General features: G+C 64.8%; 13 protein-coding genes. 4 read left to right on the forward strand and 9 right to left on the reverse strand.

The annotated features are described in order from the left end of the window. Positions 1–709 precede the first annotated feature (709 nt). The 8 genes from dacB to EG244_RS00780 form a co-directional block, all read right to left on the reverse strand. On the reverse strand, positions 710–2,191 hold the full coding sequence (gene dacB, locus EG244_RS00745; RefSeq protein WP_124963091.1) for a D-alanyl-D-alanine carboxypeptidase/D-alanyl-D-alanine endopeptidase: 1,482 nt from the start codon (positions 2,189–2,191) through the stop codon (positions 710–712). Positions 2,192–2,270: 79 nt separating this feature from the next. Beyond that, a complete protein-coding gene (locus EG244_RS00750; RefSeq protein ID WP_199737701.1) occupies positions 2,271–2,879 on the reverse strand; it encodes a nicotinate-nucleotide adenylyltransferase in 609 nt (202 codons plus the stop codon). A gap of 33 nt (positions 2,880–2,912) precedes the next feature. After that, positions 2,913–3,497 (reverse strand): GNAT family N-acetyltransferase, encoded by a 585-nt coding sequence (locus tag EG244_RS00755; RefSeq protein ID WP_124963093.1) that lies wholly within the window; start codon positions 3,495–3,497, stop codon positions 2,913–2,915. After that, positions 3,494–3,904 (reverse strand): ketosteroid isomerase-related protein, encoded by a 411-nt coding sequence (locus EG244_RS00760; RefSeq protein WP_124963094.1) that lies wholly within the window; start codon positions 3,902–3,904, stop codon positions 3,494–3,496. The genes EG244_RS00755 and EG244_RS00760 overlap by 4 nt, the downstream gene beginning before the upstream one ends. A 77-nt stretch (positions 3,905–3,981) precedes the next feature. Beyond that, positions 3,982–4,809 (reverse strand): endonuclease/exonuclease/phosphatase family protein, encoded by an 828-nt coding sequence (locus tag EG244_RS00765; protein WP_124963095.1) that lies wholly within the window; start codon positions 4,807–4,809, stop codon positions 3,982–3,984. A gap of 58 nt (positions 4,810–4,867) precedes the next feature. After that, complete coding sequence (locus EG244_RS00770; RefSeq protein WP_124963096.1) at positions 4,868–6,337, reverse strand: phospholipase D-like domain-containing protein; 1,470 nt, start codon at positions 6,335–6,337, stop codon at positions 4,868–4,870. 141 nt (positions 6,338–6,478) lie between these two features. Further along, on the reverse strand, positions 6,479–6,931 hold the full coding sequence (locus tag EG244_RS00775) for an arsenate-mycothiol transferase ArsC (protein ID WP_124963097.1): 453 nt from the start codon (positions 6,929–6,931) through the stop codon (positions 6,479–6,481). A gap of 2 nt (positions 6,932–6,933) precedes the next feature. Next, on the reverse strand, positions 6,934–7,410 hold the full coding sequence (locus tag EG244_RS00780) for a UPF0262 family protein (RefSeq protein ID WP_124963098.1): 477 nt from the start codon (positions 7,408–7,410) through the stop codon (positions 6,934–6,936). A 192-nt stretch (positions 7,411–7,602) separates the two neighbouring features. On the opposite strand from EG244_RS00780, the gene EG244_RS00785 reads away from it, so the two are divergent. Beyond that, positions 7,603–9,891, forward strand: a complete 2,289-nt coding sequence (locus EG244_RS00785) for a glycosyl hydrolase family 28-related protein (RefSeq protein ID WP_233588878.1) — start codon at positions 7,603–7,605, stop codon at positions 9,889–9,891. Here EG244_RS00785 and EG244_RS00790 read toward each other — a convergent pair. Then, the gene (locus tag EG244_RS00790) at positions 9,888–10,364 is read right to left on the reverse strand and encodes a HugZ family pyridoxamine 5'-phosphate oxidase (protein ID WP_124963100.1); all 477 of its coding nucleotides are present in this window, start codon (positions 10,362–10,364) and stop codon (positions 9,888–9,890) included. The two genes, EG244_RS00785 and EG244_RS00790, sit on opposite strands and share 4 nt — an antisense overlap. Positions 10,365–10,704: 340 nt before the next feature. Here EG244_RS00790 and acs point away from each other — a divergent pair, with 340 nt between their 5' ends. The 3 genes from acs to EG244_RS00805 all read left to right on the forward strand — a co-directional run bounded on the left by acs (position 10,705) and on the right by EG244_RS00805 (position 14,662). Then, a complete protein-coding gene (gene acs / locus EG244_RS00795) occupies positions 10,705–12,666 on the forward strand; it encodes an acetate--CoA ligase (protein ID WP_124963101.1) in 1,962 nt (653 codons plus the stop codon). A gap of 109 nt (positions 12,667–12,775) precedes the next feature. Next, positions 12,776–14,206 (forward strand): AMP nucleosidase, encoded by a 1,431-nt coding sequence (locus EG244_RS00800; protein ID WP_124963102.1) that lies wholly within the window; start codon positions 12,776–12,778, stop codon positions 14,204–14,206. Positions 14,207–14,371: 165 nt separating this feature from the next. Next, a complete protein-coding gene (locus EG244_RS00805) occupies positions 14,372–14,662 on the forward strand; it encodes an HU family DNA-binding protein (RefSeq protein WP_124963103.1) in 291 nt (96 codons plus the stop codon). Positions 14,663–14,738 lie beyond the last annotated feature (76 nt).

Consider the following 14,738-nt stretch of genomic DNA (forward strand, 5'->3'; position numbering starts at 1 on the left):
AGAGCAAACGGGCCTGAGGCGCTGTCAAATTTTGCGCCATGCAACTCAAGTTGCCCGCGGATTGTCATTCCGGCAAGGGAACAGGCCCCCTTCGCGGACATATCAACGGCTCTGAGGCTTTCTTCAATAGTTGCGCCCTGCATCGACAGCGCGAAACCGGCATGGCCGTTATCGGTTCTGCTCGAAGGCAAATGTTCTGATCGGCTGGCGGTGAAGGCTGTGCCTTGAAGGCTGACGCCTGAGCCGAAGCGTGCGTGCTCCAGGTTGCAAAAACCGTCCACCTGGCAGTCGATCAGCAAAAAAGCGTCTGCCACATGGACCTGATAGCCGTGCAATCCGGGCAGGTGGCAGCCTGTGAACTCGGCACCGACGAGTTTGGAGCGGCTTAATAGCGGGGCATGGGTAAAACGGCAGTTGGTGAAGCGAAGCCAGCGGCGGCTTTCTTTACCAGAAAATTCGAGTTGGCCGGTAATTACTGCCCCTTCAAGGGTGAGGTCATTGCTGGCCCCGGCCAGAGTGAGCATGTCGCTCAGAAAGCGGGCGCCTATTCTCCTTTGTCCGCTGTGCTCATGTGTTGCTGGCAGGCTTCCGTCGCCAAGAAGGCAGGACTGCCCGCTGGTCCAAAGCCGGAGAAGTTGCTCTTCGGCAGGGTTTTCGGGGGCAGGTAAAGGTCTGGCTTCAGGACCCTGTGGTGCATCTTTCATGCCTGTCACCCGCCGTAAACTGCCGCCCAGCGTTCCAGCAGCAGGCCCTGCAGGTTGCGGGCGCGGGTGGTCCATTCGGGGCCGCCGCGGGGGCGTTCGCGTTCATCTCCGCGCAGGGCGTCGCGGCGGGGGGTATCGGCTGAGAAGATCGCAAAGGCCAGCGGGCGGCGGGTCTGCACATGGCCCGCAAGGCCCGAGACGAAATTCAGCGTGCCGGTTTTGGCCAGCACCGGGGCGCGGTCTGCGGGGGCTTTGGCGGGGGTCTGATAGGGGCGCAGGATCTCAGTCAGCTGCGGGTTGCGCAGCATCAGCCGTGCCATGGAGGCCGCGCTCACGCGGCTGTCGCCGCCAAGGCCGGAGTGATCCACAAGGGCCAGATCCACCCCGTGACGCTCGCGCACCCAGGCGTTCATCATCGCGGCCGAGGCCCGCAGGCTCGTCTGGCCCGAGGCCGTCAGCCCCACCACTTCTGCCGTCAGATTGGTTGAATGGCGCAGCATATCGCGCAGCAGGCTGGTGAGCGGCGGGCTGAGGGTCTCGGCGAGAACCGAGCCCTGCGCGCCGCCCTGACGCGGATTGGGAAGGGTAATCCCCTGGGCTGCGCAGAGCGTCTGGAAGACCTCGCCCGCATAGGCGGCGGGGCGGCGGACGGGAAGCCAGCGGCTGCCGCCCTTGCCAAGCGCGGCAGAGGCCAAGGTCCAGCGCTCGGTACCGTCGCGCTCTTCGAAGGTGAAGATCGGCGATTGCCGCTCGGCAATGGCGGCGCGGGCGATCCGCACGGCGGGGTTGTGGCGCGCGCCGCGGGCATCCATGGCGATCTGCCAGCCTTTGGAGGCGCGTTTCCACTCCATATGGACGCGGTTGAAATTCAGGTTCAGCCCCGAAATGGCGGGGTTATAGCCCACATGCAAAGGCTGGCCCGCATCAATGCGGCTGAGGCCCGGCAGCGCGTTGTCCTGCAGTAAAAACCGCCCCGTGATGCCGCGGATGCCGCGGGCCTTCAGGGCCTGGGCCAGATCCGCGAGGCGGTCGGTATCAAGCGTCGGATCGCCGCCGCCCGCGAGGATCAGATCGCCCTGCACCCGCCCGCCTGAGACCGGGCCGGTGGCCAGAACCCTTGTGGCAAAGCGGTAGCCGCCGCCCAGACGCTCCAGCGCGAAAAGGGCGGTGACGGCTTTCGCCACCGAGGCGGGGGGCAGGGCCAGGCTCTCGCCCCGGGCCTCCAGCACCTCACCGCTGCGGGCATCAAGGACGACATAGCTGACCTGACCACCGAGGCGTGCCTGCTCAATGAGCGCCCCTGCAGAGGCGGGCTGCGCCGCAGCAGCAGGGGCAGCGGCCGGGGTCAGCCCGCCGCGCGGGCGCGGGCGCAGCGACTGGCCGGGGGCATTGGCCAGCGCAGGCGCGGCGGCAAGGGCGGCCCCGCCGAGAAGTCCTCCGATCAGCAGACGGCGGGTAAGGACGGCTGCGGATTTGGCGTCAGACACGGAAATTTCTCCGGGATGGGGGACCGGGCATCATTCTGCGGCCTGGAACCTGGGGTTGCAATGGGGCGCGGACGGGGGATCAGCTCTGGCGCGACCAGGCCCCGCTGTTGCGGATCGCGGTTGACGAGCTGTCGTTCAGCGGCAGTCCCGCCAGCGCCCAGGCCGGGGCGGCGCTTCGGCCGAGCCGGGCCATGGCGGCCCCGTTCAGCCGCGCATCGGCCATAAAGCGTGCCGCTGGAGAGGACAGCGCCGCAAGCTGCGAGCCCGGCCGCGCCAGCACCCCGATCGGGTGATGCGCGGCAATCTCCTGCCAGCGGTCCCAGCGGTGAAAGCCCGCCAGATTGTCCGAGCCCATCAGCCAGACAAACCGCTGCCCCGGCCAGAGATGGCGCAGCCCCGTCAGGGTGTCGGCGGTGTAGCGGGTGCCAAGCACGGTCTCAATGGCGGTGACGGTCACTCTGGGGTCCGTGATCAGCTGCCGGGCGGCGGCGATGCGGCGCTCTGTCGGGGCGGGCCCCTCTGATTTCAGCGGATTGCCGGGCGAGACCATCCACCAGATGCGGTCCAGACCGAAGCTGCGAAAGGCCGCGCGGGTGATCGCCACATGACCCTCATGCGCGGGATCAAACGAGCCGCCCAGCAGGCCGATCACCTGACCCGCAGGGGCGGGTGGCAGATCACATCGCAAAACAGGGCGGGACATCGGCAGGCTCCGGGTCGCTCAGAGGGGGCGAATGCGGAATTGCAGGGCTTTGGCGTCTTCTGCAAGAGCGCCGACGTCTTTCCAGGAAAATTCCGCCAGGACCCCGGGCAGTTCGCGGTAGCCGCGCTTCTCCCAGAAGGCGTCAAGCGGGCGGTAATCTGCAGGGCGTGCCGGGTGATCGGCGGGGCGGATCACACTGCAGAAGGCGGAGTATTTAAAGCCCTGCGCCCTGGCATGGGCCTCGCGGGCGTCGAAGAATTTATGCCCGATGCCATGGCCGCGCCACTGCGGCAGCAGGACCGATTCGGCGCAGTAAAAGACCTCTGCCGGCTCATAGCCGCTGGCGCGGAAGCCCTGGATGAACTGGCCGTCATGGTCGCTGAGCGGCGTGCCGGTGGCAACCCCCACAACCGCGCCATCGGCAAAAGCCGCCACCACCACGGCCCGGGGGCTTTCGCGATAGGCGCGCATATAGCCGCGCTCATAGTCAAGATCGCCGTCGTAGAGATAGGGAAAGGCGCGAAACACCTCGATGCGCAGCCGTGCCACATCATCGAGCCGCGCGAGAAGCTCCTCTCCGGTCAGGACACGAACCTCAATCATGCCGAGACCTGGGCGGTCCAGTCCGCAAGATTGTAGAAGGTGGTGATGCGGGTGATCGCCGCGCCTTTCACATCAAAGAACGCGCCTGCGGGCAGGATATAGCGCTGGCCCTTTGCTTCAGGCAGGCCGGGGTCGGTCTGCAGATACTCGCCATGCACGGTGAATTCCGCCGCCGCGCGGCGGCCGTCTTCGGAGGCGAAGATCACCAGATCGCGCAGCTCTTCGCGGTAGCTGACCCCCATATGGGCGCAGAACTCTTCGAATTTCGCGCGGCCCCTGCGGGTCGCGCCCTCATTCACGCGGTGCTCAATGTCATCGCTGACCAGCGCCAGCATGCCCGCGGCGTCGCCCGCGTTGAAGGCGGCGTAATAGCGGGCGATCAGGTTTTCGGTTTCCTGGCGGCTCATGGCGGTCTCCCCTTGCGTCGGAGCGGCATAGAGCCACAGCGCGCGGCGGCCTGCAACGGGGCCAAAAGTCGGAGGCCTCAGGCGGGAAGCGAGAGCCAGGCCTTGATTGGCAGATGGTCCGAGGCCATGCGGGCCAAATCGCTGTCATGGGCGGTGACGGGCGAAATATCGCTGCGCCCGAAGGGGATGATCCGGTCGAGCGGAAGCCGCGGGCGCGAGGCGGGAAAACTCGCCACGGCAGGCGGCAGGCGGTCGATGCCCGCATGCAGCCCGTGCAGAACCGAGCCGTGATCTGAGCGCCATTCGTTCAGATCGCCCATCAGCAGCGCCGGCATATCCTGCGTGGCACTGAGATAGCTGCTTAACCGCGCCACCTGACGGGCGCGGGACTGCCGCAGCAGGCCGAAATGCGCCGCAACCACCCGCAAAGGCCCGTGATCGTCAAAGCGCAGATCGGTGACAATGGCGCCGCGCGGCTCAAGGCCGGGCAGAGCGATCTGCTCGACGTTATGCACAAGACCGCTGCGCACCAGCAAAAGATTGCCGTGCCAGCCATGGGCATTGCGGATGCCGTTCACCGGCACCGGCACAAGCCCGGTGCGGGCTTCCAGTTCGGCCAGGTTCAACAGCCCGTCGCGGGTGCCAAAGCGGCGGTCCACCTCCTGCAGGGCGATGATATCGGCGTCGATCTCGCGGATCACTTCGCGGATGCGGTCGGGATCAAAGCGGCCATCGGTGCCGATGCATTTATGCACGTTATAGCTTGCAACCCTGAGCGCGCGGTGGGGCGCTTCAGCGGCATGAGGGATGGCCGGAACCGGTTTCAGCACCGCACGGATCGAGGCGGGCAGGCCGGTGATCGGAAACCGCGGACGCGGTGGGGCAGGCAGATCGGGTCGGCGCAAGGGACTTCCTCATTCTGGGTCTCTATCAGGTAAGCGCCCTGCGCCCGCGATCAAGGGCTCAGAGATAAGGCGAGGCCAGCCAGATGGTGCGGTCGATCAGCCGCGTCAGGAAGGGGCGCCGGGCCAGACTTTCGAGGGTGACCGGCTCGGCGGTGGTCAGACCCTGCTGAATCCGCGCGGCGATTTTACCGGAAAAGGCGGCATCATAGACCTCAAGATCGACCTCAAAGTTCAGGCGCAGTGAGCGCGGATCAAGGTTGGTCGAGCCGACGAAGGACCAGGTATTGTCCACGCAGAGAAGTTTTGAGTGATCAAACGCCCCGGTGCTGCGCCAGATCCGGCAGCCCTGCACCAGCAGCTGGTCAAACTGCGCCCGCATCGCGCGGTCCACAAAGGCCAGGTTGTTCTGCCCCGGCACCAGAATGTCGATGGTGACCCCGCGCAGCGCGGCGGTGGTCAGCGCGGCGGTCAGCTCGCGGTCGGGCAGGAAATAGGGCGACTGAATCCGGATTGAGCGGCGCGCCGTGCTGAAGGCCCCCATCAGCAGACGGTGACTGCAGCCCAGGCTGTCATCGGGGCCTGAGGCCACCGCGCGCATCAGAACCGGCGCGGTGGGGGCCGCGGGAACCGGGGTGAGGGCCCAGGCCGCACCGCTCAACCGCTCGCCCGCGGCAAAGGCCCAGTCGCCCGCCCCGATGGCCAGCAACTCTCCGACAACCGGACCGGCGACGCGGAAATGGGTGTCGTGAGAAACCTCGTCCCCCCACCACTCCGAGGTGAAATGCTCGCGGATGTTCAGCCCGCCTGTGAAAGCGGTTTTTCCGTCGATAATCAGCAGTTTGCGGTGAGTGCGCAGATTGGCATAGGGCAGCCGCAGCCCCGCGATAAGCCGCCCGTTAAAGAGCGCCGAAGGGATGCCCGCCCGGGCCAGATCGCGGGTGATGGCGGGCAGGCTGTAGCGCACGCCGACCGCATCAATCAGCACCCTGACCTCAACGCCGCGCGCCTGGGCTGCGGCCAGCCGCCCGACAAAGCGCTGGCCCATGTGGTCATTGTCGAAAATATAGCTCTCGATCAGCACCGAGCGTTCGGCCCCGTCGATCTCAGCCAGCATCCGGGTATAGGCCTCGTCTCCGCCCAGCAGCATCTCAATGCGGTTTGAGGTGGTGAGGGGCAGATCGGTCACCCTGTCGCCCAGGGTCCGGAGCGCCTGAAACCGGCGGCCAAACCGCTCAGAGATGATGTGGTCCGGCGCGGTGGTCAGCTCCTCCGACAGCAGCGGCAGCCCCGCCGCCTCGCGGCTTTCGCGCAGCGAATCGCGCCGGATGCGGTTGATCCCTGCGGCCAGATAAATCAGCGGCCCCAGGATCGGCGAGAGCAGAACCACCCCGACCCAGCCCACCGCCGCCCGCGCATCGCTTTTGTTCAAAATCGCATGACAGCCCGCGAGGACGGACATCGCAAAGCCCGCTATGGCAAGGATATGGGGCCAATAATTGCTGAAAAAGGAACTGAACAGATCTGCCATGCGGGCAGTCTGTCACGCCGCGCGGCTTCTGTCGATTGCGGCGGTGGGGGATGGTTTCGGTTTGAGCGGGCGGGCTTGCGCGCCAGGCAACAGGAGGGTGCGGGCTTTCAAAAAGGCCAGGCGGAAGGGCGCGGCACCGTCTCAGGCGGGCGGGCCAAAGCGCGCGCGGATCCTTGCGGCAATATCATCGCGCACCGCGCGGTAGGCATCGAGCTTCTGGTCGCGGTTGTCGCCGGTGGCGGTGGGATCGGGGACCGGCCAATAGGCGACTTCGACCGCCGAATGCCGCGTCAGATCCAGCGCCAGATCGCGGCTGGCGGGGGACAGCGCCACGATCAGGTCAAACTGCCCCAGATCATCGCCCCAGTCCTGCATCTCCTGAAATGAGCGCGAGCGGTGGCGCGAGAGCTCTATCCCCAGTTCGCGGCAGACCGCGATGGAAAAGCCATCGACTTCCATATCATTTTCAACACCCGCCGACTGCACATAGGCACGCTGGCCATGGATCTGTTTCATCAGACCCTCCGCCATCGGGGAGCGGACTGCGTTGTGATCGCAGCAGAAGAGGATCGCCTGCGGAAACTCTTCGGCCAATCTTACCCCCAGTGCAGCACGCAGATAAGGGTAAAGAGCCGCCGCGCCGTGTCGATATCCACCTCAGCCTTGCCCTCAAGGCGTTCCTGAAGCGTGCGCGCACCCTCGTTGTGAATGCCGCGCCGCGCCATATCGATCGCCTCAATCTGGCTCGGGGGCAGGCGCTTTACGGCGTCGAAATAGCTTTCGCAGATCTGGAAGTAGTCTTTCACCACCTGGCGGAACGGCCCGAGCGAGAGATGAAATTCCCCGATCTTCTGCAGGTCTTCTGAGGCCAGCGAGAAGACCAGCCGCCCCTCGCGGATCGCAAGGCCAAGGCGGTAGGGGCCGGGCGGCACCTCACGGCCTTCGCGGGCGGGCAGCGAAAAGCTGTTGTCTTCAAGCAGATCGAAAATAGCTACGCGCCGCTCCTGCTCGATGGCGGCGGTGGGGGCGGCAAGGCCGCTTTCATCGATTTCGATGTGGCAGATACGGGTCATGTCGCATTCCGGGCTTCTCGCCCCCTGTGATGCCCGAGCCGCCCCCCGCTTGCAAGCCCGGGCCGCTGCGCACGCAGGTGTGAAGAGGAATTAAGCTTTCCCGCGCCTCATGGGCCTCAGGTGCCGCGACCCCGAGGGGCGGTCAGGCGGCAGGGTGACCGGACAGATATTGGCGGGGGATTGCGGATGAATATGGCAGTAACGCACGGGCTTTCACTGATGCCGCCGGCTTTTGCGGCCGGGCTGTCGGCCTGGGCTTCGGGCGATGGCACGTCTGGCTCGGCGAGCTATGCGGGCGCGGCCAATGCGGGGCTGGTCTCCGGGGATGCCGATTTCGGCAGTTGCCTCGAGCTGGTGAAGACCAGCGGCACCCAGCGGCTGCGCGCTATGGGGGTCACGCCTTTTCAGGTGGGGATGTATCTGCGCGTCACGGCGCGGGTGAAGGTGCTCTCTGGCGCGATGCCTTCGGTGCGGGTTTCCTGCCTGCCCATGGGGGCTTCGGGCGCGATCAGCGGTCTGACGCAGACGGCCACCGCGCAGGCCCTGAGCAGCTACGGCGAGGTGGTCACGATCCGCGCGATCTTAGGCTCGGGCGCGCGTCCGGGGGTGGATCTCGTCTGGGGCACCACGCCCACCGGCGCGCATGTCGGCATTGAGTTCACCGGCGCGAACGGCGCGACTTTGCGGATTGAAAATCTGGTGGTGGAGGATGTGACTTCGGTCTTTCACCGCCAGATGCTGGCGCTGACCGATGTGATGGATTACGGCGCGAAGGGCGATGGCAGCACCAATGATCTGGCGGCCTTTCAGGCGGCGGATGCGGCGGCGCTGGCGGCGGGGCGGGTGCTTTTGATCCCGGAGGGTGTCTATGCGCTGGGCGGCACCCTCTCGCTGGCCAGCGCCGTTCGCTTTGAGGGCCGCGTCAGCATGGCTGCGGGGCACCGCCTGGCGCTGACCCGCAATTTCGATATCGACACCTATACCTCTGCCTTCGGCAGCGAAGAGGAGGGGCTGAAGCGCGGTCTGCAGGCCATCTTTCACTTCAGCGATCACGTCTCTTTTGATCTGAAGGGCCGCAGTGTGGGGGTGACAGCCCCGCTGATGATCGCGGAAAACGCAGGCCTTCAGGGCGCGAGCTACGCACAGCGCCGCGTGCTCGACAACGGCCAGCTTGCCGCCGTGGCGGGAGAGGCCTGGGCCCCGGTGAGCGTGACCTCTCAGGCCGCCTATGCGACCTCTGCGCCCTATACGCTGACGGGGGTGGTCAATATCGCCAATATTGAGGTGGGTGCGCTGGTGACCGGCACCGGGGTCGCGCGCGAAACCTATGTGCGCTCAAAGAATGTGGCGGCGGGCACGATTGAGCTGAGCCTGCCCCCCGGCTCGCAGGGCGGGACGCGGACTTATGGCTTTACGCGCTTTCGCTATATGCTGGATTTCTCGGGCTTCGGGCGGCTTGACCGCTTTGAGATGGCGGATCTGGAGTTTCTCTGCGGCGGTCATGCCAGCGCGGTGATGCTGCCGCCCTCGGGGATCACCACCCGCTTTCAGGGCTGCGTCTTCAACCGTCCGCGCAACCGCGCCATCACCTCCATCGGGACGGGCTGTCAGGGGATGATGGTGGATGAATGCCAGTTCCTCTCGGATGAGCAGCCCCTGAAGGTGCAGGACCGCAACACCGTGGCCTTCAACGTCAACGCCAATGATGTGAAGATCCGCGACAACCGCGCGGTGCGCTTTCGCCATTTCGGGGTGCTGCATGGCACCGGGCATCTTTTTGTGGGCAACCACTGGTTTCAGGGCGACAGCGAAACGCCGGGGGTGCGCTCGGCGGGGCTGGTGCTGACGGGGATCAATGTCAAAACCCTGGTGACCGGGAATTACGTCGATAACTCCTTCATTGAAATGACCAATGAGCGCGAGCCGGAGCCGGATTTCAACACGCAGTTCAGCTTTGGCGGGCTGACGGTGACGGGCAATATTTTCACCGCCAATAACGTCGTCAGCGCCTTTTGCTGGCTGGTGGTGACGCCGCGCGGCGCGGGGCATTATCTGCACGGGCTTTCCATCACGGGGAACACTTTCCGCACCCTCAATGGCGCGATTGCGCGGGTGGAGAAGGTCGATACCACCTGGTCGGATCTGGACTACAGCCGCTTTCGCAACCTCACCGTACACGGCAATAACTTCAACGGCGTGACTTCGGCCTTTCAGAACCCGCTGACCCTGCGCCACGCGCAGAATTCAGAGGCGAGCGTCTGGACGGTGGCCTCGCAGGGGATGCTGCCCTTTGGCGGGCGGGCGCGGGTGGTCTCGGGGGTGGTGGCCGATGGCTCGGTGACCCAAGGGGCGGTGACGCGCTATGATCTGCCTGCCACGCAGAGCCTGCAGGGGGCCGATCAGGCCTCGGTCACGCTGCGCTGGCCGGTGAACTGCAAGGGTGCTGCCTATGTGACGATGCGCGCCGACAGCCCGACTTAAGGGCGCAGATCCCCGGGCGTCAGGCGGAAGGCGCGGCCAAACCCGCCATTGAGGAAGGCCGCCAGCGGCTCAAAGCGCAGAAAGCGAAAATCGGGAAGCCCGGCATAGATCCGGGCTTTCGGATGTGCCCTGAGCCAGAGCGACAGCCGCGCCTCATGCCCCGTTTCGGAAAAGACCGCGCGGGCCTGAAGCGAGAGCCGCGGATGGGTCAGCGGATCGCCCCGGGGGCCTGGCTCTCCGATCAGAGGGCAGCAGGCCGGATTTGCCCGTAAGGCGCGGGTATGCTGCGCGAGACCTGAGACAAAGCCCAGCATCACCCCGTCCTCATCCCTTGCCAGCGCGATGCGGCTGCAAAAAGGCAGCCCGCTCTCGGCCTCGGTCACGGCAAGGGCTCCGTGGCGGGCCTTTGACATCAGCGCTTTGGCCAGGGCACGGGCCTCGGGGTCCGTAGGGCGGATCGGGTCTTTTGACATGGCCGGGATCTCGTGAGGGGCTGGGCAGGGCGGCGGCAGTCTCGCGCAGGCCCGGGCGGCTGGCAAGCGCGGCCAGGGGCGAATCATCAGGCTGTGGTGGCGGGTGCAGGGAAGGGGGCAGCTGAAGCGGCCGGGAGGAAATCCTGAAGGCGTGCAAATCAGGTCTTTGAAATTTATCGGAAATTTACGCAACGGCAGATCGCGGCACTGCCCTCACCTGCGGGCTTACAACCCGGATCCATTCTGGTTTAGGCTCAGCCAGCGGCAGGACAGGTGTTGACGGGGGCTTTTTCAAAAAGTGCACCTGCCCGGCCCGGAAGACCGGGATAAGGAGGACCCGATGACTGAACAGCAGCAGGGCGCCGTTTACGCGCCTGACGCAGCCTTTGCCGCCCATGCGCATGTGACGGCGCAGAGCTATGCCCGCGATTATGCCCGATCGGTACAGGACCCGGTGGCATTCTGGCGGCAGGAGGGGCAGCGCATTGACTGGATCCGCGACTATACCGAAGTGAAGGACACCAGCTTCGCCCCCGGAGCCGTCTCGATCCGCTGGTTTGGCGATGGCACGCTGAATGTGGCGGCGAATTGCATCGACCGCCATGTGGCGACCCGGGGCAGTCAGACCGCGATCCTCTGGGAGCCGGATGACCCGCAGGCCGAGGCGAAACACATCAGCTATACCGAACTGCTTGAGCAGGTCTCGCGGATGGCCAATGTGATGAAGGCCCAGGGCGTGCAAAAGGGCGACCGGGTGGTGATCTATCTGCCGATGATCCCCGAGGCCGCCTATGCCATGCTGGCCTGTGCGCGCATTGGCGCGGTGCATTCGGTGGTCTTTGCGGGCTTCTCGCCCGACAGTCTGGCAAGCCGCATCAATGACTGCGGCGCGAAGATGCTGATTACCGCCGATTATGCGCCGCGTGGCGGCAAAAAGACCCCGCTGAAGTCCAATGCCGATAAGGCGCTGCTGGATTGCCGCGATGATGTGAAATGCATGGTGGTGAAACACACCGGCGATCAGATCTCCTGGGTGCAGGGCCGCGACATCGACGTAAAGGCCGAGATGGCGGCGGCAAAGCCCTATTGCGCCTATGTGGAGGTGGGGGCGGAAGATCCGCTGTTCATCCTTTATACCTCCGGCTCTACGGGGAAGCCGAAGGGGGTGGTGCATACCTCTGGCGGCTATCTGGTCTATGCCGCGATGACCCATCAGATGACCTTTGATTATCATGATGGCGATGTCTTCTGGTGCACCGCCGATGTCGGCTGGGTCACGGGGCACAGCTATATCCTTTATGGCCCGCTGGCCAATGGCGCGACCACTTTGATGTTTGAGGGCGTGCCGACCTGGCCGGATGCGGGGCGCTTCTGGGCGGTCTGCGAAAAGCATAAGGTCAATCAGTTCTATACCGCACCGACGGCGATCCGCTCGCTGATGGGGCTGGGGCCGGAGTGGGTGGAGAAATATGACCTCTCCTCGCTGAAGCTGCTGGGCACGGTGGGGGAGCCGATCAACCCGGAGGCCTGGAACTGGTATAACACCCATGTCGGCAAGGGGACGCGCCCGATCGTCGATACCTTCTGGCAGACCGAGACCGGGGGCCATCTGATCACGCCGCTGCCGGGGGCGATTGCTACGAAGCCCGGCTCGGCCACCAAGCCCTTCTTCGGGGTGCAGCCGGAGATTCTTGATCCCGCCACGGCTGAGGTGCAGAGCGCCACTGAGGCCGAAGGCGTTCTTTGCATCAAAGACAGCTGGCCGGGGCAGATGCGCACGCTTTGGGGCGATCATGCGCGTTTTGAGGAGGCCTATTTCAGCCAGTATAAGGGCTATTATTTCACCGGGGACGGCTGCCGCCGGGATGGTGATGGCTATTACTGGATCACCGGCCGGGTTGATGATGTGATCAATGTCTCGGGCCACCGGATGGGCACCGCAGAGGTCGAATCGGCGCTGGTGGCCCATGAGAAGGTCGCGGAGGCCGCTGTGGTGGGTTACCCGCATGAGATCAAGGGCCAGGGTATTTACGCCTATGTCACCCTGATGAACGGGGTGGAGCCCTCAGAGGAGCTGAAGCGCGAGCTGGAGGCCTTTGTGCGCCATGAAATCGGCCCGATTGCCAAGCCCGATCTGATTCAATGGGCACCGGGGCTGCCGAAGACCCGTTCGGGCAAGATCATGCGGCGGATTTTGCGCAAAATCGCGGAGAATGATCACGGCAGCCTTGGGGATACCTCGACGCTGGCGGATCCGTCGGTGGTGGAAGATCTGGTGGCCAACCGGATGAACCGCGGCTGAGTAAGGGTCTGACTGAAAGCGCCGGGGCGGGCTGCCTGCCCTCCCCGGACCCCGCCCGGGAGTATTTTTAAAAAGCCAAAGCCGGGTCGGGTGGTGTGAGGAGTGCGTGATGCGGTTTGACGATGCGGCGGCGGCGGTGGCAGAGCTGGAGCGGCTTTATGAGGCCTCAGTCGGGGTGCTGCGCGAGGGCTTTGCGCGGGCTCTGGCGGGCGAGGTGCCAGAGGGACGGGTGCGGGCGGTTTATCCCGAGATCCGTCTTGAGGTGACGGGCTTTCAGCCGGTCGACAGCCGGCTTTCCTTTGGTCATGTCGCGGGGCCGGGGATCTATGCGACGACGGTGACGCGGCCGGATCTGTATCGGCGCTATCTGACGGAACAGATTGATCTTTTGATGAAGAACCACGGGGTCAGCGTGGAGATCGGCCCCTCGCAGACGCCGATTCCTTTGCATTTTGCGCTGGGCGCGGGGGAGCCGCAGGTGGTGCCGCAGGAGGGGGTTTTGACCTTTGTGCTGCGCGATGTGTTTGATGTGCCGGATCTGTCGACGACCAGTGATGATATCGTCAATGGCGACCGGGTGTTTAATCCTGATGGTGCGCGGCCGCTGGCGGCGTTTACGGCGCAGCGGATTGATTATTCGCTGGCGCGGCTGAGCCATTATACCGCCACGCTGCCCGAGCATTTTCAGAACTATGTGCTGTTTACGAATTATCAGTTCTATGTTGATGAATTCGAGGCGCGGGCGCGGGAGATGCTGGGGCGGAGCGGCTCGGGCTATACGGCCTTTGTGGGGCCGGGCAATCAGGTCATCACCGCGCCGGATGGCGAGATGCCGGGGCTGGCGCGGCTGCCGCAGATGCCGGCCTGGCATCTGAAGCGCGCCGATGGCAATGGGATTACGCTGGTGAACATCGGGGTGGGGCCTTCCAACGCCAAGACGGCGACGGATCATATTGCGGTGCTGCGCCCGCATGCCTGGCTGATGGTGGGCCATTGCGCGGGCCTCAGGAATTCGCAGCGGCTGGGGGATTTTGTGCTCGCCCATGCCTATCTGCGCGAGGATCATGTGCTCGATGAGGATCTGCCGGTCTGGGTGCCGATCCCGGCGCTGGCGGAAATTCAGATCGCGCTGCAGCAGGCGCTGGCGGAGGTGACGCAGCTGGAGGGCTATGAGCTGAAGCGCATTCTGCGCACCGGGACCGTGGCCACGATCGACAACCGCAATTGGGAGTTGCGCGAGCAGTCCGGGCCGGTGGCGCGGCTCTCTCAGGCGCGGGCGATTGCGCTGGATATGGAAAGCGCGACCATCGCGGCCAATGGCTACCGCTTTCGGGTGCCCTATGGCACGCTGCTCTGCGTGTCCGACAAGCCGCTGCATGGGGAATTGAAGCTGCCGGGGATGGCGACGGAGTTCTACCGCGCTCAGGTGGCGCGGCATCTCGACATTGGAATGCGGGCGATGGAGCTGTTGCGCGCCATGCCGCCGGAGCGGATCCACAGCCGCAAACTCCGGAGTTTTGAGGAAACCGCCTTCCTCTGAAGGGGTTTCCCTGCGGCAAAAGCTGCGGATTTCCGCGCGGGGGCAAATTTTCGTGGCTTTCGGACTTGAATTGAGGCGACAAAAGTTGTTCAGGCGTTCGGATGTCCCGCGCCCATGGGACAAAGAGGTTTAACCCGGCCAGGCCGGGGCAGAAAGGACTCGAGTATGACCGCGAAACCGATGACCAAGACCCAGCTGGTGGCTGCTCTCGCAGAAGCAATGGGTTCGGACCGCAAAGTTGCTGCTGCTGCTCTGGACGCAGTGGCCGAAGTCGTGGCACGCGAAGTCGCTGCCGGTGGCACCGTGACCCTGCCGGGCATCGGCAAAGTGGCCTGCAAAGAGCGTCCCGAGCGTCAGGTCCGTAACCCCGCAACCGGTGAGATGGTCACCAAAGCGGCGGACAAACAGGTAAAAATCACCGTTGCAAAAGCGCTGAAAGACAGCGTCAACGGCTGATCCCTCAAGCCCCCTTGCGGAGGCTGAGTGAAGCTTTAGGGTCGCCTGCGGGCGGCCCTTTTTTATGGCCTGCTCA

The organism is Falsigemmobacter faecalis, assembly GCF_003863335.1.
GTDB classification, from domain to species: domain Bacteria; phylum Pseudomonadota; class Alphaproteobacteria; order Rhodobacterales; family Rhodobacteraceae; genus Wagnerdoeblera; species Wagnerdoeblera faecalis.